At 66.1% G+C, this 20,178-nt stretch carries 11 protein-coding genes and 2 pseudogenes; 8 read left to right on the top strand and 5 right to left on the bottom strand.

From position 1 onward, the window contains the following. Positions 1-34: 34 nt before the first annotated feature. Positions 35-1,537, bottom strand: coding sequence for a mannose-1-phosphate guanylyltransferase/mannose-6-phosphate isomerase (locus FB600_RS30240; RefSeq protein WP_105857946.1), 1,503 nt, complete (start codon positions 1,535-1,537; stop codon positions 35-37). Between the two features lie 392 nt (positions 1,538-1,929). Between FB600_RS30240 and FB600_RS30235 the strand changes: the two genes are divergently transcribed. Together FB600_RS30235 and FB600_RS30230 are read left to right on the top strand one after the other, a co-directional pair. After that, positions 1,930-3,720, top strand: coding sequence for a serine aminopeptidase domain-containing protein (locus tag FB600_RS30235; RefSeq protein ID WP_105859060.1), 1,791 nt, complete (start codon positions 1,930-1,932; stop codon positions 3,718-3,720). A gap of 46 nt (positions 3,721-3,766) precedes the next feature. Beyond that, positions 3,767-4,075 (top strand): H-NS family nucleoid-associated regulatory protein, encoded by a 309-nt coding sequence (locus tag FB600_RS30230; protein ID WP_013697548.1) that lies wholly within the window; start codon positions 3,767-3,769, stop codon positions 4,073-4,075. A 249-nt stretch (positions 4,076-4,324) separates the two neighbouring features. Here the strand turns inward: FB600_RS30230 and FB600_RS38230 are convergent. After that, positions 4,325-4,873, bottom strand: a pseudogene (locus FB600_RS38230) (LysR family transcriptional regulator); the annotation flags it as partial. A 129-nt stretch (positions 4,874-5,002) separates the two neighbouring features. After that, positions 5,003-5,999: pseudogene (locus FB600_RS30215) on the bottom strand (IS3 family transposase); the annotation flags it as partial. A gap of 160 nt (positions 6,000-6,159) precedes the next feature. Here FB600_RS30215 and FB600_RS30210 point away from each other — a divergent pair. The 4 genes from FB600_RS30210 to FB600_RS30190 all read left to right on the top strand — a co-directional run bounded on the left by FB600_RS30210 (position 6,160) and on the right by FB600_RS30190 (position 8,839). Further along, positions 6,160-6,366, top strand: coding sequence for a hypothetical protein (locus FB600_RS30210; protein WP_124084027.1), 207 nt, complete (start codon positions 6,160-6,162; stop codon positions 6,364-6,366). A 510-nt stretch (positions 6,367-6,876) separates the two neighbouring features. After that, positions 6,877-7,149 (top strand): hypothetical protein, encoded by a 273-nt coding sequence (locus FB600_RS37905; RefSeq protein ID WP_105820190.1) that lies wholly within the window; start codon positions 6,877-6,879, stop codon positions 7,147-7,149. A gap of 340 nt (positions 7,150-7,489) precedes the next feature. Then, a complete protein-coding gene (locus FB600_RS30200) occupies positions 7,490-7,738 on the top strand; it encodes a DUF1488 domain-containing protein (protein WP_025101143.1) in 249 nt (82 codons plus the stop codon). Positions 7,739-8,557: 819 nt separating this feature from the next. After that, a complete protein-coding gene (locus FB600_RS30190; RefSeq protein WP_233632186.1) occupies positions 8,558-8,839 on the top strand; it encodes a hypothetical protein in 282 nt (93 codons plus the stop codon). Between the two features lie 466 nt (positions 8,840-9,305). Here the strand turns inward: FB600_RS30190 and FB600_RS30185 are convergent, their stop codons facing one another. Further along, complete coding sequence (locus FB600_RS30185; protein ID WP_105820983.1) at positions 9,306-9,482, bottom strand: CsbD family protein; 177 nt, start codon at positions 9,480-9,482, stop codon at positions 9,306-9,308. A gap of 710 nt (positions 9,483-10,192) precedes the next feature. Here FB600_RS30185 and FB600_RS30180 point away from each other — a divergent pair. Together FB600_RS30180 and FB600_RS30175 are read left to right on the top strand one after the other, a co-directional pair. Beyond that, a complete protein-coding gene (locus tag FB600_RS30180) occupies positions 10,193-10,912 on the top strand; it encodes a Crp/Fnr family transcriptional regulator (protein ID WP_105827289.1) in 720 nt (239 codons plus the stop codon). Positions 10,913-11,159: 247 nt separating this feature from the next. After that, entirely contained in the window at positions 11,160-11,339 is a 180-nt protein-coding gene (locus FB600_RS30175; protein ID WP_105827290.1) for a hypothetical protein, read from the top strand. A 121-nt stretch (positions 11,340-11,460) separates the two neighbouring features. Here FB600_RS30175 and FB600_RS30170 read toward each other — a convergent pair whose 3' ends face one another. Next, positions 11,461-20,121 (bottom strand): GH36-type glycosyl hydrolase domain-containing protein, encoded by an 8,661-nt coding sequence (locus tag FB600_RS30170; RefSeq protein ID WP_145757765.1) that lies wholly within the window; start codon positions 20,119-20,121, stop codon positions 11,461-11,463. Positions 20,122-20,178 lie beyond the last annotated feature (57 nt).

Genomic DNA, 20,178 nt, shown 5'->3' with positions numbered 1-20,178 from the left:
GCCCGGAAGCCCGGAAGCCCGGGCTCGCCAACGCTCACACCAGCCGGCCGTAGTTGTCCTCGAAGCGCACGATATCGTCCTCGCCCAGATAGGTGCCCGACTGCACCTCGATGATCTCCAGCGGCGTCTTGCCGGGGTTCCCAAGGCGATGCACGGTACCGAGCGGGATATAGGTGGATTCGTTTTCCGACAGCAGGAAGCTGTCCTCGCCGCGTGTGACCTGCGCCGTGCCCTTCACCACCACCCAGTGCTCGGCACGGTGATGATGCATCTGCAATGAAAGCTTTTCGCCCGGCTTCACCACGATACGCTTGACCTGGAAGCGCTCGCCCGAATCGATCGAATCGTAATGCCCCCAGGGCCGATGCACCTTGCGATGGTTGTCGGCCTCGGGCCCGCGCTCGGCGCGCAGCCGCGACACCACCGCCTTGATCTGCTGGGCGTTGTTGCGATCGGCCACCAGGATCGCGTCGGCCGTCTCCACCACCACCATGTCGTTGAGCCCCACGCAGGCGATCAGGCGCCCCTGCGAATGCGCGAAGGTGTTCGCGGTGCCCTCGAACATCACGCGGCCCTGGGCCACGTTGCCGGCCGCATCGCGCGGCAGGATCTCCCAGATCGCATCCCACGAGCCCACGTCCGACCACGGCGCATCCATTGGCACCACCACGCCGGAAATCTCGGCGCATTCGGCCAGCCGTTCCATCACCGCATAGTCGATCGAGTCGTCGGGACACACGCTGAATTCCTGCCGGGCCGGGCGCACGAACACCGGATCGTCGGCGCCGTTGCGCAGGGCCGCCCGACATGCCGCGAGGATATCGGGGCGGGTGGTGGCGATCGCCGCCAGCCACACCGAGGCGCGCAGCACGAACACGCCGCTGTTCCACAGATACTCGCCCGAGTGCACGTATTGCTCGGCCAGTTCGCGGCGCGGCTTCTCCACGAAGCGGTCGATCGCGAAGGCGCCGTCCTGGCCGAGCGACGCGCCCATGCGGATATAGCCATAGCCGGGCTCGACGCGGCGCGGCACCACGCCGATGGCGGCGATCGCGCCGTTGGCCGCGTGGCGCGCGGCGCGCAGCACCGCGGCCTGGAACGCCGCGATGTCGGGTACCGCGTGGTCGGCCGGCATCACCACCATGATCGCGTCGCCCTCGCCTTCGGCGCTCACCAGCGCCGCGAAGGTCAGCGCCGGCGCCGTGTTGCGCGCGCACGGCTCCAACACGATGCGCGCGGGCTTGCCGCACGCGCCCAGTTGCTCGGCGCTGATGAAGCGATGGTTCTCGCCGCACACCAGCACCAGCTCCTCGGCCAGCGGCCAGGCCTGCTGCATGCCGTCCAGGCGCCGCGCGGCGGCCATCAGCAGCGAATCGTCACCGAGCAGCCTGAGCAACTGCTTCGGGTAATGCTCGCGCGACAGCGGCCAAAGCTGCGTGCCCGAGCCGCCGGCCAGGATCACATGGCGGATCGGCAGCTCGGCGGCCTCGGCCGCGCTCGCGGCCTGCGTGGATTCGAATGCGTCGGGTGTGCTCATCGATGGGCTCCAGTCTCACGGGGGATACGCGCCATCCCGGGCGAGGCCCGCAATGCGGGCGCGCGAACGGCATGACTCAACGTAAGAGCATGGCCGGCGCGGCACCGTTCGGTGCCCAACACTCGCGGCCGCGCGACGCGATTGCGGCCGTTTCGACGGTGCCGCGTGCGTGCCGACAACAGCCCGCCTCGGCCCGCCGATCAAAGTGTGCAAGCGCACCGAACGCGGGCATGCCCACATTGCATGCTGGATTCATCCGATGCACCGCGTAACGAAGCATTCGGGCTTGGGGGCAAGGAGCGCATTCGATCGTGGAGGGGGCACCGCCGTGCGAATCGAAGCGCTTCCGTCAGTGGCCAGAGAGATTCATCCATAAGAGACCGCACACCAAAATGGAACCTGTCGTTTTCAACGGACATGCCGGGTGGCTGCACGCCGCCCGCGGCGACTACGGGGTCGTCCTTTGCAATCCCCTCGGCCACGAGGCGATGTGGCTGCACCAGGCGATGCGCCAGTTCGCCGACTGCCTGGCCCTGCGCGGCATCTCGGTGCTTCGCTTCGATTATCTGGGCACCGGCGATTCGAGCGACACCGGCGGCTGGGTGCGCCCCGAGGACTGGGTGGCCGAGGTGGTGGAGGCGGTGGGCTGGCTGAAGCGCGCCGCGCAGATCGAGCGCGTGTCGCTGGCCGGCTTCCGGCTTGGCGCGACCGTGGCCGCGCTCGCCGCGCGGCAGGCCGAGGTGGAATCGATCGCGATGTTCGCGCCGGTGGTGTCGGCACGCCTGTTCCTGCGCGAAATGAACCTGCTGCACCAGACCTGGAAGCGCAAGGCCGGCATCGACGACGGCGACGAGGTGGCGGCGCACGACGTGCGCGAGATCTTCGGGCATCGCTTCAGCGCCGAGGGGCTCGATCGACTCGGCGAGTTCGACCTGTGCCGCGAGCCGCGATCGTCGGCCGCTCGCGTGCTGATCGCGCACAGCGGGCAGCACGACGGCAGCCTGGCCCTGGCCGAGCATTTCGCGGCGCAGGGCGTGGCGGTGGAATCGATCGAATTCCCGAATTACCTGCAGGCGCTCTGCCCCGCCTGGCTGACCGAATCGCCGGTGGCGATGCTGAACCTGGCCGCCGATTGGCTGTCCTCGCAGGCCCGCATCGCGATCGGCACGGCGCCCGGCGCCGACGACGGCGCCGCGCATCCCGGCATTCCGGTGCCCGGCGCCGTCGAGCGACCGGTGAAGGCCGACGACGGGCGCCTCACCGGCATCCTGTGCGAGCCCGTGGCGCCGCGCGACGCCGGCACGCCGGCCCTGCTGATCGCCAATACCGCGGCCACCCATCATGCCGGAGACGGCCGCTTCGGCGTGGAGCTGGCGCGCGAGATGGCCTATCACGGCTATGCGTCGCTGCGCGTGGATGCCGACGGGATCGGCGACAGCACCGGCGCCACCGCGCTCAGCGTGCCCGGCCAGCTCACCTACGATTCGATGGCCTCGGACCTGTCGCGCTGGGTGGATTGGCTGGTGACGCGCGGCCATCGCCAGGTGGTGATCTTCGGCATCTGCGCGGGGGCCTACACGGCGCTGATGGCAGCGCGCGACACGCTGGCCGTGCGCGGGCTGGTGCTCGTCAATCCGTCCAGCTTCCTGCTGCCGGAGGGCTGCACCATCCAGCAGGCCGCGCTGCTGCCGCGCGGCTCGCCGCGCGCCAACCTGCGCTCGATGGTCCGCGCCGACAAATGGAGCAAGGTGCTGCGCGGCGAGCTGAGCCTGGTGCCGGTGGCGCGCACGCTCTGGCGCCACGGCACGGCGCGCGTGCAGCGGGTGGTGGCGATGTGGTCGAACGACACGCTGTGCTCGACCAATGCCAGCCACCAGGTGCAGCGGATGTTTCGCCGCATCGATACGGCCGGGGTGCGGGTGCGCCTGCTGTTCAGCCCGCAGGATCACGCGCTCGACGAGTTCTATATGCACTTCGGCATCGGCCGCCAGCGGCTCGAACGCTTTCCGCAGCTGCTGGCGCGGGTGCTGGTGGAGATGGATCACGAGGTGCTGAACCGGCGCGCGCGCGAGCGCGTGATGACCGAATGCTTCGCGGTGCTTCAGGACGTGCACCTGGCCGCCCAGCAGGAAACGCCCTGCCCCGTCGCTCCGGGGGCCCAAACGGAGTTGACGCTGACCTGATTCCACCCGACCGGCGCCCGGCAACCTCTCGCTCATCCCACGCCACATGAACAACCCGACGATCCTCCAGTTGCAGCGGCAGCTCGGCCAACTCAATCGGCAGGTACAGGAGGCCAAGCTGCGCGAGAAACGCGCCCGGCTCGAACAGATCGCGAACGACGTCAGGGAATTCGACATCAGCGAACTCGAACTGCTGCGCGCCGGTGGGTTTCTCAAGGCGCGCCGCAAGAAGGTGCGGCCCAAATACTACAACCCGGCCACCGGGCAGACCTGGTCGGGCCGGGGCAAGCGGCCGCGCTGGCTGGTGGGCCGCGATCTCGACGAGTTTCTGATCCGGGGCGCGACGCGGGCTTGATCGCGCGGCCGTGATCAGGGCTCGCCGACGCGCGGCAGGTCGAGCGCGAGAGTCTGGGCCAGATGCGCGACGAACACGTCCAGCCGAGCGTTGCGCCTGCGCCGCGCCGGATACAGCGCGCGAATCGCCGTCGTTGGCGCGAAGCGGGCCGTCCGGCCGATGCAAGAGCGGCGGGCCCTTCGCCTTCCTGGAGGTCCACGCATGCGCCTCGCCGCCGCCGGTAAACACCAGGTAGGCATGGCCGGCCAGCTCCGCCGGCTGGCGCGGCTCGCCGCGACGGGCCAGATAGGCCGGGCTCGCCATCGTCGCCAGGCGGCTCTCGGCCAGGCCCTGCATCGTCATCGAGGAATCGGGCAGATCGCCGTGCCGGATCGCCAGGTCGATGTTTTCCTCGATCAGGTTGATATGCCGCTCCGATGCCACGAGTTCCACGCGCACGTTGGGAAAGCGCTCGAAGAGCGCCGGCAGGTGCGGCACCACGGAAAGGCTGCCGAACAGCGGCGCCACCGCCACCCGCAGCAGCCCTGACGGCTCGGTGCGGCCGCGGCTCAACTGCGTCTCCAGGCCGGCCAGCTCGTCCAGCATCCGCAGGCCGCTCTCGTGGAACACGCGCTCCGCCTCGGTGAGCGAAAGCGTGCGCGACGAGCGGTTCAGCAACTGCGCGCCGAGCCAGGCCTCCAGCCACGCCACCTGCTTGCTGGCCGCCGATTGGCCGATGCCGGCCTCCTTCGCGGTGGCCGAGAAGCTGCCGCGTTCCACCACGCGAACGAACAGCCGGATGGCGTCGAGGCGGTCCATATGCGCTTGCGGCCTTCAAGCCTCAGTCAAGGACCCTGCTCATGAACACCGTCAACCCTCTCACGCCGCAAGCCTCGAACGATCGCATCAAGTGGATTCGGATCGCCTCGACGTTCCTGCCGCTCGCCAACCCCAGAACGATTCGATCGGCGCGTTATCGTAGCAGTTGCCGCGGCGGCTCATCGACGAGCGCTTGCCGAACTGTCTGACGATTTCCTGGTAAGCCGCTGAACAATATTGCGAGCCGCGATTGGTGTGCTGAATCAGGCCGGGCTTCGGACGCCGGTTCGAGACGGCGCGAAACAGTGCCTGCATCACCAGGTCCTTCGTCATGCGTTCACTCATCGCATAGCCAACGATTCGCCGCTGTACAAATCCTTCAGGCCGGCAAGATACAAGCATCCTTCGTCGGTCGCGATGTACGTGATATCGCCACACCAGGCCTGATCAGGCGCCGAGACGGCGAAGTCCTGCTGCAGCAGGTTCGGTGCGACGGGCAAATCGCGCCTTGAATAGGTGGTGGCCTTGAACTTGCGCTTCTGCCTGCACCGCAGGCCCAGTTTCCTGCGCAACCGCTTTATCCGGCATACGCCCACATGAACACCATGCCGCTCAAGATGCTCCTGCAGGCGCTCGGGGCCAAAGCTTTCGCGCTTGCGCTGATGGGCCGCGAGAATTTCCGTTTCGAGCCGGGCCTCCTGCCTCGCCCGTTTCGACGGCGAGCGTTTGCGCCAGGCGTAATAGGCGCTGACCGAAACCCCCAGCATTCGGCACATCGATGGCACAGGATAGTCCTGTCGCATCTGTTCAATCACGCCGTACCTCACCGCGACTCCCTCGCGAAGTACGTCGCGAATTTTTTTAACAGATCGCGCTCCATCTCCACTTCCGCCAGTTCCCGCTGGACGCGTGCCAGCTCGGCTTCAAGCCCAGTCTGCGGCTTCTGCTCCTTGCCGACCTCCCGCAACTTGCCCGCTTTAGCCAAACGGACCCAGTTCGCCAACGTCTTGAGCGGAACCGACAGCCGCCGTGCCGCCTCCGAAATACCGACACCTTCACTGAGCGCCAGCTTGACTGCCTGCTCACGAAATTCGCTCGTGTAGACCGCCTTGGGAATTCGATTCATCCATGCCTCCGTTTCACAATTGTACGAAACGTTGGCCTCTACTTTTTTCGACCGACCTCAGTCCGACAGGCTCTCAAAGATTCGTACGGCAACGTACCGACTTGCCGTCCCGACGGCGAGTAGTTTGAGGCATGCGGCCTGCATGCGAAGGAGTAGCACGATGAGCGATGACTGGACGACGTCCCTGGCACGAGAGGAAGCGACTCAGCAACTGCGCGCCAACGAGCGTGCCGCTGACGACGGCATGCCGGCAGCGCGTCTCGCCTGGTGGTCCGATTCCGTGGCCACCCCGCGCATCCGCCTGCCCGGGCAACGCATCTGCGCAAGCCGAAAACGGCCCGGAATGCACGTCCCACCCAAGCCCTGATGTAGCGATACCGTCGTTCAACCTCTACGCGCTCAAACAGAACGTAGAGCCGCATGACAAGGCGGATGTCGAAGCCGGCGAAACGCCGGCCTTTGGTTTTGCCGGTCACGACGGTTCCTCCGGACAGGGGGCTGCTGACGGTGGTGGGTCCCCTCGCACGGGACCGGATCGACGCAACGGTAGTCCAATATCCGCGCCGTCCCGATCACCATGCTCCGCAGTGCGTCTGTCATCGTCCGTCCTGGCGAACGCGGCGACGCACGGCACCGGTGACGGCGTGCTGCTGTCGCCGGTGCGGAGCATCCGTACGCGGCGGCAACGTGCATGGCGCAGCTGTCGTTGCGTACCGCGCGTCGAGATGCGCGTTCGAATCTGGAATTTCCCTTGACAGGCCGGAATTCGCTTGCTTATCGGTAACGGGACGCGCAGGCTGGCTGAGCCGATCCATTCAAGGGCACGGCGCCGCCCTGGACACTCCCGCACAAATCGCAATTCAATCAGGAGCAGATCATCACCATTCCCACCATCGATTACCGAGGTCACGAACTTCGTGCCTATTCCCAGTGCCTGTTCCCGCCGTTCGGCGACCCGCATTCGCCCGGACCCAGACGATTCGGCTCGATTGTCCGGATCGACACCATTCCACCCACGTCGGCGCCTGCAGTGCGATACAGGACGATCTTCGCGAACGGCGAGCCGTCGACCGAGGAGAGGGCACTTGATGATGCCATGCAATTCGGCAAGGACATCGTGGACGGCAAGATCACGCCCGTTCCGATCTGACCGACCAGCGAATTCGTTGCGACCGGGGTAATGGTCGCCGGATGCGAGACCCTGGCCGCAGCCGCGACGCGATAGGGCATCGCGGCATGCGATGTGAGATTTCCATGCAAGGAGGTAATCATGAGCAAGGCCCACGACACCAAAAAATCGGAGAAGAAAGTCGCTATCCGAACCCCGAAGGAAAAAAAAGATGCAAAAAAACTGAAGAAAGAGGCTTCGAAGCGGCAGTGACGCCGTCCTGCCGGATCGGCTTCGCAGCCCCGAGTCGCTTTTCGACATCGACGCGTGACGATGCCGGTCTTCGCCTTTACATGATGGACTGGTCCGGATAGCTGACAACATGCTTCAATTCCCTAATCCAAGCCGTAGCTACGATGCAGCCCGACATTGCGTGTGTTTCTGGGGTTACGACAATTCGCGCGAAATCAGCTTCATGATCGACGATGCGGTACTCGGCAGCTTGCAGCCTGGCATGGAGTCCGACGAGCGCTCGGTGCTTGTCGTGTTTGACAAATTTCGCGAAAAGGTGCTAGAGATCGCGCAGAGCCAATATGCACCGGGGCCGCAGAATCGGTATCTGATTTCATGAACCCCGGCCCGTCGCGAGGCTTTTTCCAGGCGGATCAATCCCGATCCTGACGCGCCGCCCGCGAGGAGCCGGAGTCCGGAGGCGACCCTGCATGGCTTGCCGTCGAACCGGACATCGCCCCAAGCCCACGCTGACGCGTTTATACCCGGCACTCCCCTGATCGGTTCACGCTTCGCCAGCGACGCAGGCCCCCCCCGACGAGGCGAATCGCACGCTGCGCGACGCTTCACAGTCGCGGCTAAATTAGGTCGATGCGTAATGATGAATACGGGGATAATGGGTTTGTCCGAGCGCATGTTAGCTGTCTGATTGCTCGCCTCATCTCCGCCGCCCCCGCGCATATCGTTGCCCCATTCACGTCACTTGCCCTCATCTGCAATTGAAAAAATGTGGCTGCTCTCATGATTCGGCGCCATATATGTCAAGAATCCGCCACGCACTCTCGCAGCACAGCGAACCAGAATTTCAAATCGCGAATGAAAGGTGGTGATCATGAGCTGGTACTGTAACGTCGAGCTTGAGTTGGCCCATATCAGGAGAGCGATTGAACTGCTTGAGCGGACACAACATGCTTTCGCCAACAAATCGTCAGTGAACGATCCGGCGTATTGGCGGGCCAAGCTTACGAAACTGCGCGCACAATTCGAGCGAAATCGAGTGCTTGAACTCCAAATGAATGAACTTTTGATTCGCCTTGAGCGAATCCGGAATTCGAGCTTCCGCAGCTAGAAATTTATTGCGCGTGTCCGGGAACTCGATGGCGCCACGATCAGGATTTTCGCTGGCGGTACTAATCTAGCATGACTTGGGAGCAACATTATGATCGACACCAACCCGAACAGCACCTTTCGACACCTTCCGCTCTCGCGGGAACAAGACTCGGAAATCCGTCACTACATGAAACAGAAAATGCAAAAGGGCAAACCATGGGATACGGTGGAACTCGAGACGATGCTCCGGGACATGCTTGACCCTCCTCCCAACGACGATGAAGGGCCGGGGACCGACGTGGAGGAAGCAAAGCTGGCGTGCAAGTACGCGTTGGCTTCGGTCGATGAAGCGATGGAACCTGCTCCGCAAGGGAAAGGCGACATACGGTGACGGAAGCCCAAGAAACGACGCACCGGAGACGGTAGCTCCGCGCGATGTTATCAATTCGTGCTGAAGGCTGCGCTACAGATCTTTTTCTATCGGCCAAACTGAGCGGTCAGCCACACCTTAGCCCATCTGGTCGCGTATTCAACCGCGTCGTCACGCGCATCGAATGGTCACGATAATGCCATTGCAGAGTGCTTCTTCAACGCCTCAAAAAAGGAGAAAATCAAGTGGTGCATGCATTCGAGGCAAGCAACGGCCAACACGGATCTGTTCGACTACTTCGAAATGTTTTTATAAACCGATTCGTCGGCATGACTCCGCCGGCGGCTTTTCACGAATCGAGTTTGAGCGGCACTAGCTAACCGGCTTGGGAATGTCCGTGAGACTGTGGCCTGCCCAGACCTCCTTCGCAGTACGCCCGATCCTGCTCGCGGCAGCATGCATCCGACACGAACAGGTCCCGGGCTGATCAGTCAGGCTTCTTGACCGATTCCCTCGCGTCGCCGAGGTTTTTCCGCGCCTCGCCCGCCGCCTGCTGGCCAGCTCCCTTGGCCTCCCGCTTCAAATTGCCCGTAGCCTTGCCAACCGCCTCGTTGACCTTGCCCTTCACTTTCTCGGCCGTTCCCTTGAGTTGGTCCTTGTTCATGATTTCTCTCCGATACTTCGATGCTGCCAGACGGATGGAATCCCGCCGTCACGGGAGCGCCCCGAATTCGACAGGGCCACGTACGATGCGCACGCGGATCGAGTATCGCGCCACTGGGCGACCTTGACCGCCATCAAGATGCCGGCCAAGGAAGATTGAACGCGTGCGGTGCCCAGCTCCGTCGATACCCGCTTTCCTACACGGGAATCGGGTGATATCGCGGCCAGCGAATCCCGCGTCGGGGCGTGGCCCATAGATCGAGTGCCACCAGAGTGCATGCCGTGAATATAAACAGGAAAAGAGGAGTCATCTGAGCGTGTCCAGGAAACTTGCAAGCAGGTTGTGCCGAAAACTTCGGGCATGGCGCAATCCCGACGGCCGGCAACTATCCGGCGTCGAAAGCGAACCATCCCATCCTGCCTCCCTTGGTCAGGTAAGTCCGTCCGATCCCGTACCAGGTTCGTGAACGCCGATTGCACGGCGTCCGCATCGGCCGGGAAGCGTATCTCGCCCCGGTGGGTTTGACATCTTTCCTTTCCGATGCCTGCTTGTATCCAGCCCTACCCAAACCACGCCGGGATGGAAAAATGCCGCAGCCTTGCCGCCCGCCGGTGCCAATTAAGGTAGGATGCATGGTTCGGACTACCGATGTCCCGGGTCGAGCGGCCTCTTCATCGTCTGCCAAGCGCCCGCTCACTCAGGAGCGACGCATGCACCTCCCTTCGCCTTTCAACCGGAACCAACTGCTGGCCGCCCTGCCGGAATCCGAGCGCACCGAACTCATACCCCATCTGACACTCGTGGACATGCCATCGGGCAAGGCACTGTATGAATCAGGTGGCAGGCTTCATCACGTTTATTTCCCGACCACCGCGATCGTTTCGCTGCTCTACGTGATGGAAGACGGATCTTCCGCGGAGATCGCCATGGTCGGACACGAAGGCATGATCGGCGTGTCGCTGTTCATGGGCGGCGAAACCACGCCGAGCCGAGCCCTCGTGCAGAGCGCGGGACAGGCGTATCGCCTGGAAGCGAGTATCCTGAAGGCCGAATTCCGGCGCGGCAACCCGATGCAGCGTCTCTTGCTACGCTATACGCAGGCCCTGATCACGCAGATGGCCCAAACCGCCGTCTGCAACCGCCATCACTCGATCGATCAGCAGCTATGTCGCTGGCTGCTGCTCAGTCTCGATCGTCTGCCGTCGAACCGCTTGAAGATGACGCAGGAACTGATTGCCAACATGCTGGGCGTGCGCCGGTCGGGAGTCACGGAAGCGGCATTGAAGCTGCAGGACGCCGGCCTGATTCGCTATAACTACGGTCATATCGAGGTGCTCGATCGGCCAGGGCTCGAGAAGCGCGTGCGCGAATGTTATGGCGTGGTCAAACGCGAATTCGACCGCCTGCTGCCCGATCTGCATCGTTTGTAGGCATCTGCGCGCGGCAGCGTACCGACTTCGGGCCGCGCCGCATCCATCCTGTCAGCGGCGGCGCCGATGCTGCCCCGGAATCCCCTCACGACTCGCCGCTGCCTGTTCGCGCATGCGGCACCACTCCACTCGCCCCAGTCTTCCACCACTGGCTTCACGATGCACCACCCAGTTGCCGGGTCCAATCGGCCGCGCCAGACTCGACGCGATTTGCCGATGCCCGGCAGCCGTCCACCCAGGAGAAATAATGAAAACCTACACACACACCTCGCCCTATCAACGCGATCGGGAAACACGCCAGAAGCAGCGAGACGCCCTGACCCGTGCCGATATCGAACGGGCCGAACAGCGCGTCATCAACGACGCCAGCATCGACTCCAACGCCAGCAAGTGGCGCTACTCGCGGCCGGACCAGCAGGGCAAATGAACGGCGCGAACGCGATCGGAGCAGTTCGGTACGCGGGCCTGTCGTCCGCTCGGCCGCGCGATGTTCGCAAGCAGCAGTGTCTTGACCGGCGCGGGAAACTGGCGCGCGCCGGCTAGCCCTTTCACGGCGACGCCGGCTGCGCGATGTCCAAGCCCAGGCTCACACTCACCTGGTGCCGCTGCCCGTCGTCCACCAGCCGCAGCGAGCAGGCGCCCGGCTCGAGTCCCACGCCGTCCACCACGATATGTGACAGGCCGCGAGTCGATGGTGCCGAGTTGTCGATCACAATCTCGTAGTACGCGGCCCCGTGACGGAGCGTGGCGCGAAAACCCGGCCAGGATCGCGGAATGCAGGGGCGTATCGCCAGCATGTCGCCCTGCTTGCACAGCCCGAGCAGTCCTTCGACTCCGGCCCGATACAGCCACCCCGCCGAGCCCGTGTACCACGTCCAGCCACCGCGTCCGAGGTGCGGCGCGACCGAGTAGATATCGGCCGCGATCACATAAGGCTCGACCCGGTAGCGATTCGCGCCGCTGCGCGTGCGGCTGCGGTGGATCGGATTGAGCAGCGCGAACAGGCTGGCGGCACGCTCGCCGTCGCCGAGGCGGGCGAAGGCAAGCACCGACCAGCTGGCCGCATGCGTGTATTGGCCCCCGTTTTCTCGAATACCGGGCGGATAGCCCCGGATATACCCCGGATCGACCGGCGCCCGGTCGAACGGCGGCGTAAACAGCAGCGCCAGCCTCTCCTCGTCGCGTATCAGCTGCGCGTCGAGTTCCGCCATCGCCTGCGCGGCACGCGCCGGATCCGCCGCGCCCGACAGCACGCTCCAGGACTGCGCGATCGAATCGATCGCACATCCGGCGGCGCCAGCCGAGCCGAGCGGCGTGCCGTCATCGAAATAGCCACGCCGATACCAAGCACCGTCCCAGCCCTCCTTCTCCAGCGCCTCGCGCAGGGCGCCGGCGCGCGCATGCCAGCGCCGCGCCCGCTCGTGCTCGCCGCGCGCGGCGGCCAGTGGCGCGAAAGCCTCCAGCGTCGCATACAGGAACCAGCCGAGCCAGACGCTTTCCCCGCGCCCTGCCCCGCCGACGCGGTTCATGCCGTCGTTCCAGTCGCCAGTGCCGATCAGCGGCAGGCCATGCGCGCCGAACAGCGCCAGGCTTTGCTCCAGGCCGCGCGCGCCGTGCTCGAACAGCGAGGCGGCGCTCTCCGAAATGCCGGGGGTGAAGAATGCATCGGCCTCGCCGTCCGCCAGCGGCCGGCCGTCCAGGAATGGGATCGAGATATCGAGCACCGCCCGATCGCCGCTAACCTCGACATAGTGCGCGGTCGTATAGGCCAGCCACACGCGATCGTCAGAGATTCGGGTGCGCACGCCACTACCGCTTTCCGGCAGCCACCAGTGCTGCAGGTCGCCTTCGGGAAACTGACGCGCGGCGGCCCGCAGCAGATGCTCGCGCGTCAGCGCCGGGCGGGCCAGCGCCAGCGCCATGCCGTCCTGCAACTGGTCACGCAGGCCATAGGCGCCGCTGGCCTGGTAAAAGCCCGCGCGCGCCCAGATCCGACTCGATAACGTCTGGTACAGCAACCAGCGGTTCAGCATCAGGTCCATCGCGCGGTCCGGCGTCTCCACCTGGATCGTGCCGAGCGTCTCGTCCCAAAATGCCGTCACCTCGGCCAGCACCGCGTCGAGATCGGCATGCCGATACCGCGCAATCAGTTGCCGCGCCGCAGTCACGTCGCCCCCCTCGCCGAGCAGCATCACGATCTCGGCGGTCTCGCCCGGCGCCAGATCGACTGTGGCCTGCAAAGCCGCGCACGGGTCGAGGCCAGCCCCGACCCGACCCGACAGCGGCGCCACGCCGATGCTGCCGGGAAAACCGGCAGGATCACCCAGCACGCCGTTGCGGCCGATGAACTCACGCCGGTCCGCCGTCCACGCGCTTTGCAGGCCGCCCAGGTCGGCGAAGGCCACCCGGCCGCGATAGGCCTGGCTCCAGTCGTTGCGCGCGAACAAGGCACCGGTGGCCGCATCGAGCTCGGTCACGATATGCGGCGCCGCCGCGCCGCGCGACGGCCCCAGCGCCCATTCCACATAGGCCGCGACCGACAGCCGGCGTGGCCGATCCGACAGGTTTCGCAAGCTCAGGCGAGAAATCTTCACGGGATCGGCAAGCGGCACGAACTGCAGCAAGTCGACGACGATCCCGGCGGCCGCATGGCTGAAGCGGCTGTAACCCTGCCCGTGGTTCGCCAGATAGGGCGCCTCGTCCGGCGTGTCGTCGTGGATCGGGCCGGCGCGCGGTCCCCAGCGCATGCCGGTCTCGTCGTCGCGCACATAGAAGGCCTCACCGGGCGGATCGGTGACCGGGTCGTTCGACCAGGGCGTCAGCGGGTGCTCACGGCTGTTCGTCACCCAGGTATGGCCGCCGCCCTCGGCCGACACCAGGAAGCCGCAGACCGGGTTCGCCACCACGTTGACCCACGGCATCGGCGTGCTCTGGCCAGACTGCAGGACCACCGCGTATTCACGGCCATCGCACGCGAAACCGCCGATGCCGTTGAAATACTCGAGGCCGGCGCCGGGCTGCGCGCCCCAAGTCGCCGGCAGCACCCGCGGCTGCCATGCCACACGCGCGAACTCCGGGCGGCTCGGCAGCGGCGCGCTGGTGAGCCGCCGCAACTGGTCCACCAGCCTGCCGTTGCGCGCGGCGAACACCGCCCGTGCGACGGCGGGGAACTGCGAGCGTGCCGCCGCCGCCATCAGGTCCGCGCGCAACACGAACACAGCGCCGCGTCCAGCCTGTTCCGGCGACGACCGGTTTCGTACCAGGCCTTCCAGCGCCGCCTGCAGGTCCTGCACATACGAGGCCGCGCGCTCGTTGATGATCACCAGGTCGAGCGCGAGCAGCTTGCTGCGCAAGTACTCGTGTGCGCGGATCAGTTGCCGCACCATCGCGACGTGCTCGATGTCGTCGATCCGCACCAGCAGGATCGGCAGATCACCCGACACGCCATGCGCCCAAAGCGGCGAAGCGCCCACCCCGCCGGCTGCCGATACCGCCGCCACGTGGCGCAGCAGCGTGGCGGAATTCGGGTGCATCAAGGGGTCGCTGTACAGCATGTATCCGGCCAGTTGCTGGAACAGGGCCGCCTCGTCGAGGCTTACCGCGCTGTGCCGCAATTGCACCTGGGCCTGGGTCCAGGCCAGCATCGCCGCGCGCGAGAAGGATTCGCCGTCCCGATGTTTGTCGATGAGGTCGAGCAGTTGTTCGCGCGAATCCGCGACCAGGGTCCAGTACGCGATGCTCACCTTCGCACCGGGTTCGATGCGAAAGCGCCGCCGCAACGAAAACACGGCATCCAGCACGGTGCCGGCGGTGCCGGCCAGCGCGCGCGGCTCGGCCAGCGCAAACGGCTGGCGCACGCCGCGGCCGCGACCGATGAAGCGCATGCGATCGGTCTCGAACTGTTGCGGGCCGAGCGTCTCGTCCGCACTTACCGTGAGGTGCGCGGCCCAGACCTGTGGCTCGTCGGGCGCGCGCGGGCGACGGGTGGCCAGGATCGCGCCGGCAGCAGGCAGGTACTCGGTCTCGATGAACAGTTTCGAGAACGCCGGATGCGCATGATCGGCGGCGGGCGGCGCCAGCACGATCTCGGCGTAGGAGGTGAGTTCGACCACGCGAGCCTGGGCACCCGTATTGACCAGAGAGACGCGCCGCACCTCCGCGTCGTCCTCGGCCGACACCACGACCTCGAGCGTGGTGGTCAGGCTGCCGTCGCGGCGCACGAACTCCGCGCGATCCTCCGTGAAACTCACTTCGTAGCTGTCCGGCACCACTCCCGTGGGTTGCCAGCCCGCCGACCAGACCACGCCGCTGTCGAGGTCGCGCAGATAGAGGTAGCTCCCCCAGTCGTCGCGCGTGGCATCCTCGTGCCAGCGCGTGACGGCCATATCGTCGCGGCGGCTGTAGCCCGAACCCGCGGCCGTCAGCATCACCGCGTAGCGGCCGTTGGACAGCAGGTGCGTGACGGGCGTGGGATCGTCGGCCGATTGCACGCGTCGCACCACGGTGCGAGCGCTGCCGCGGACCCGGCCCTCGAAGCTCGCATCGACGCGCGGCCGCGCGGCCGCGACGCGGCCCGGCACGCGCTCCTGCAGCAACAGCTCGGTGGCGCGGACCGCCGGCTCGGCATGGAAGAACGCGCGGATGCGACCGCCCAGCAAGGCATTGGCGATCGACACGATCGACATGCCCTGGTGATGCGCCATGAACGCGCGCACCACGACCAGCGACAGCCCTTCCGGCACCCGAGCGGGCGTGTAGTCGAGCGCTTCATAGAAACCATAGCGTCCACCCGCGCCTGCCGCGCGCAGCCGTTCGAGATTGCACGCGGCTGCGTGCGGCGTGACCATCGCCGCAAGCGCGCTGGCATAGGGCGCGACCACCAGATGCCGGGCCAGGTCGCGCTTGAGTCCCAGTTCCGGTACACCAAAGCTCGAGTATTGGTAGGTCAGCTCGATATCGCGCGCGTTGTAGGCGGACTCGGACATGCCCCATGGCAGGCTCAGGCCGTCGCCATAGGCAATCTGACGGCGCACCACCAGTTGATTGGTGCGGGCCATCAGGCTGCTGGCCGGCGCCCGCATCACCAGCGACGGCATCAAGTACTCGAACATCGAGCCCGACCACGAGATCATCACCGCGCCATGCCCGACCGGCCTGGCCAGGCGCCCAAGCCGGAACCAATGGCGAACCGGCACGTCGCCCTTGGCGATCGCCACGAAACTCGCCAGCCGGGCCTCCGACGCGAGCAGATCGTAATTGCCGGGATCGAGCCGCCCGTCGGCCACTGCGAAGCCGATCGACAGCAGCTTGCGCACCGGATCGAGCAGGAAACCGAACTCCATCGCATAGGCCATCCTCAACGCGACATCGGTCAGCGCATGCAGGCGAGCGTCGAACTCGGTAGCCTGCTCCGGCGTACGCGCCGCGTCCCGACCGTGGCCCTGCACGGCCTGCTCAAGCGCGCGGGCCCAGAACAGCACGTCGTCCACTTGATCGCGGCCAACCCACTGCGCCTCGTCCGTCAGCGCGCGCGCGACGTCCGCGACGGCAGCAACCAGCATCAGGATCTCGGACCAGGCCGGCGTGGCGCGCGGCGCCGCCTTGCTCGCCTCCCCGCCCTCCGACCCGCCGGCCAGCACCAAGGCGAGCGACAATTCGTTGGCAACCTGCTCGAATTCGTCGCGCAGGATGCCACGAGCCTCGCCGCCTCGGCCCAAGGCCTCGCGCAGCAGCGCGAGCGTATCGCCGATCCCCGCGCAAATCGCCACGCGTCCCGCGCCATGCACCTGATTCCCCCACGCGCGGCAGGCATTGCCGAGCGCGATCAGGTGACCGGCGAGATTACCGCTGTCCACGCTCGATACATACCTCGGCTCAAGCGGCTGCAGATCCCGCGTGTCGTACCAGTTGTAGAAATGACCACGATAGCGCGCCAGCCGCTCCATGGTCCCCAGCGTCGCCTCCAGCCGCAACACCGCATCCTGGGTGCCGAGCCAGCCGAACTCGCGCGCGCTGACGATGGACAGCAGGTACAGGCCGAGATTGGTCGGCGAGGTGCGATGCGCGATGACGGGCTTCGGATCCTCCTGGAAATTGTCGGGCGGCAGCATTTGGTCGTCGGCCGTCACGAAGCGCTCGAAGTAGCGCCAGGTGCGCCGCGCATCGAGCCGCAACTGACGCGCGTCGACGGGGGACACGGCCAGATCGTCGGCCGACCTCGGCGCCCGGCTCAGCCAGTATGCAATCGCCGGCGCCGCGAGCCACGCCGACGCGAAGGGCAGTACCAGCCACCCAGCGGGACGATCAAAGCGCCAACCAGCCGCCAGCACCGCGGCCGCGCCGAGCAGCGACAGCATCACGCCGCCGCGCATCTGCAGGTAGGTGGACGCCAGCCTTGGCCGGGCGCGCGCGGCCGCCTCGGCCGCTGTGGCCCATTCGAGCAGATGGCGTCGGCTGACCCCCACGCGGAACAGGGTCCGCACGATCGCATCGCCCATCGACCAGGCCTTCTGCGGCAACATCACGAGCGACAGGCCGAAGCTAAGGCCGGCGAAGCACCACTGCACGGCCCAGCCATGGAACAGGCTGCGCCTGGTCATCTTGACATGCTCGCGACGCCAGCTGGGCAGCAGCGCGCACAGGGCGGGCAGCAACAGGGGCAGCGCGATCGTCGCCAACACGAACGCGCTCCACACCAGCGCGGCGCGCTGCGACGGCAGCAGCCAGCCGGCCAGCAGCGCGAACAGCCAGGCGGGATCGGTCAGCGTGCGACGCAGGTTGTCCAGCATCTTCCAGCGGCCGACAGCCGGCAGGGGGCCATGGCCGAATACCAGCCACGGCAACAGTTGCCAGTCGCCGCGTGCCCAGCGGTGCAGGCGCGCGGCGGCGACATCGTAGCGGGACGGCGCGGCCTCCACCACCTCGATGTCCGAGGCCAGCCCGGCCCGCGCGAAGATGCCCTCGAACAGATCGTGGCTGAGCACCGTGTTGTCGGGCACACGGCCGACCAGCGCGGCCTCGAACGCGTCGACGTCGTAGATGCCTTTGCCGGCGTACGAACCTTCGTCAAACAGATCCTGATAGAGGTCCGATACGGCCGACGTGTAGGGATCGATACCGTGCGCGCCCGAGGATACACGCTGGAACAGCGATCCCTCCTCACCGCTCGCCAGCGAGGCGCTCACACGCGGTTGCAGCACGCCGTAACCTTCCACGATGCGCTGGCCGGCCGGATCAAATACTGGACGGTTGAGCGGATGCGCCATCTTGCCGATCAGGCGGCACACGGTGTCGCGCAGCAGCCGCGTATCGGCGTCGAGCGTGATTACGTAGCGCACATCGGACGGCACGCTGGGCGGCCGGCCGTGCGAAGCCAAAAAAGAAGTATCGGGCGCACCACGCAGCAGGCGGTTCAGTTCGTGGAGCTTGCCGCGCTTGCGCTCCCAACCCATCCAGCATCGCTCGCTTTCGTTCCAGACGCGCTCGCGATGCAGCAGCAGGAAGCGAGCCGGCTCGCCCTCGACCACGGGGTAGCGCCGGTTCAAGCGATCGATGCCCGCCATCGCGTCGGCCAGCAGTGCCTCGTCGCGATCGAGGCGAGGCACCGGCGCGTCCACCCAGTCGGACAGCAAGGCGAAATAGAGCGCGCCCTCGGGGCTCGCGAGATGGTGGATCTCCAGACGCTCGATCTGCTCGGCGAGCGCTGCTTCCGAACTCAGCAGCATCGGTACGGCAACCATCGTGCGCAAGGTCGGCGGGATACCATCGAGCAAATCGAGTCCCGGTAGCGGGCTAGTGCCGATGTCGTGCATCACCCCGCGGTTGACCAGTGCCACCGCCACATCGAGCACCGGCAGCAAGCCGGCCACGCCAAGCCCGACCAGCCAGGGGCCGGGCACTTTCTCGCGTGCCAGCCAAACCAGGATCGCCGCCAGCAGGGTCGCGACAAGCAAGCCGATGCGGCCGAGATATCCGGCCAGGCCGGTGCGCCGCGTCAGGCGCCGCCACCACTGGGCAAGCGGCGCGCGATAACCGATCGACACTTCGAGCGCGGCGCGGCCGCCGGCCAGCAGGTGATAGCCGGGATCGGCCTCGCGGACCGGCGCATCCTCGGCATCCGGCGCCCGGCCGGCGCCGCACGCCTGCGCATCGGCAACGACCCGACGAGCGATCTCCAGTTCGCTGATCCGCGAACCTCGGGACAACGCCTCGACCGCGTCCCGATAGCGGTTGCGGGTCGGGAAATCCATCAGCGAGAACCCCGCATGCTGACGCAACGCCTGGTCGACCGGGCTGATCTGCTCGAATAGCTCGGTCCAATCGACCTCGGAGATCAAGCGCAGGCTGGTTATGATGTTGCGCACGGTCAGGTTGGCCGCGCCCTGTTCGTGGTTGACGGCGGACACGATTCGGTCCGGCGTCGTGCCGCGCAGCGCCAGTTGCTGGTGCAACCACGACAGCACGGGCGCGATGGTCGGATCGTGATCGTGCAAGCGCTGAATCAGCTGCACCGCGAAGGCGTCGCGCGATACCGCATATTCGTGGCGCACCATCAGCGGGCCGGCCGCTTCGCGCGCCTTCCCGCCTTCGCCGAGCAGACGGTCGGCCAGCGCATTGGCATCGAGCCGTGCCTGTCGTTCGTCGGTGATCTGGTCCGCGAGCCGTCGCAGGTTCTCGATCAGCACGATCCGCAGCGTGATCCCCACCGCCCATAGCTCGCCGATCGTCAGTGGCGCCACGGCCTGATAGGCCAGCATGAAGCGGCATAGCACCTCAGGATCGAAACGACTGTCGGTATGGGCGACAAAGGCCCAGCTGATGCCGAGCACGCGCGGATAACCTGCGAACGGCCCATCGTCGAGTTTGGGCAACTGGCGATAATAGCGCGGGGAAAGATCCTCACGAACCTGGCGCACTTGTTCCGCGATCAGGTGGTAGTTGTCGAGCAGCCATTCCGCAGCAGGCATGATTTGCTCGCCAAGTGCATCCGACACCACGGTGTTGCGATAGGCCTTCAGCAGGTGATCTGCGTTGTGCTTCAGGCGCCGGACCAGGGATGGCCCGAATGTCTGACGGGGCGCCACCGTTTGCGCATGCGCGAGGCTCGCCGCATGCTGCGCCAGCCGCTCATCGCCGAAGAACTCCTCGCGAATCGGCAGGATATTGTTCCAGGGGGAACGCTTGCCTCGCGCAAAATGACCTATCAACACGACCTCTCCTTGAGCGCGACTCTCCGTTGCGCATGGCGCGGCCGCTGCGCGGGCGGC

The sequence above is a fragment of the Burkholderia sp. SJZ089 genome (assembly GCF_007828315.1).
Classification (GTDB): domain Bacteria; phylum Pseudomonadota; class Gammaproteobacteria; order Burkholderiales; family Burkholderiaceae; genus Burkholderia; species Burkholderia gladioli.
This window is presented reverse-complemented; position numbering and strand designations above follow the sequence as displayed.

Coding starts and splice junctions, on each gene's coding strand:
- FB600_RS30240 (WP_105857946.1), bottom strand. CDS start 1,537: ATGAGCACACCCGACGCATTCGAATCCACGCAGGCCGCGAGCGCGGCC.
- FB600_RS30235 (WP_105859060.1), top strand. CDS start 1,930: ATGGAACCTGTCGTTTTCAACGGACATGCCGGGTGGCTGCACGCCGCC.
- FB600_RS30230 (WP_013697548.1), top strand. CDS start 3,767: ATGAACAACCCGACGATCCTCCAGTTGCAGCGGCAGCTCGGCCAACTC.
- FB600_RS30210 (WP_124084027.1), top strand. CDS start 6,160: ATGAGCGATGACTGGACGACGTCCCTGGCACGAGAGGAAGCGACTCAG.
- FB600_RS30200 (WP_025101143.1), top strand. CDS start 7,490: ATGCTTCAATTCCCTAATCCAAGCCGTAGCTACGATGCAGCCCGACAT.
- FB600_RS30190 (WP_233632186.1), top strand. CDS start 8,558: ATGATCGACACCAACCCGAACAGCACCTTTCGACACCTTCCGCTCTCG.
- FB600_RS30185 (WP_105820983.1), bottom strand. CDS start 9,482: ATGAACAAGGACCAACTCAAGGGAACGGCCGAGAAAGTGAAGGGCAAG.
- FB600_RS30180 (WP_105827289.1), top strand. CDS start 10,193: ATGCACCTCCCTTCGCCTTTCAACCGGAACCAACTGCTGGCCGCCCTG.
- FB600_RS30175 (WP_105827290.1), top strand. CDS start 11,160: ATGAAAACCTACACACACACCTCGCCCTATCAACGCGATCGGGAAACA.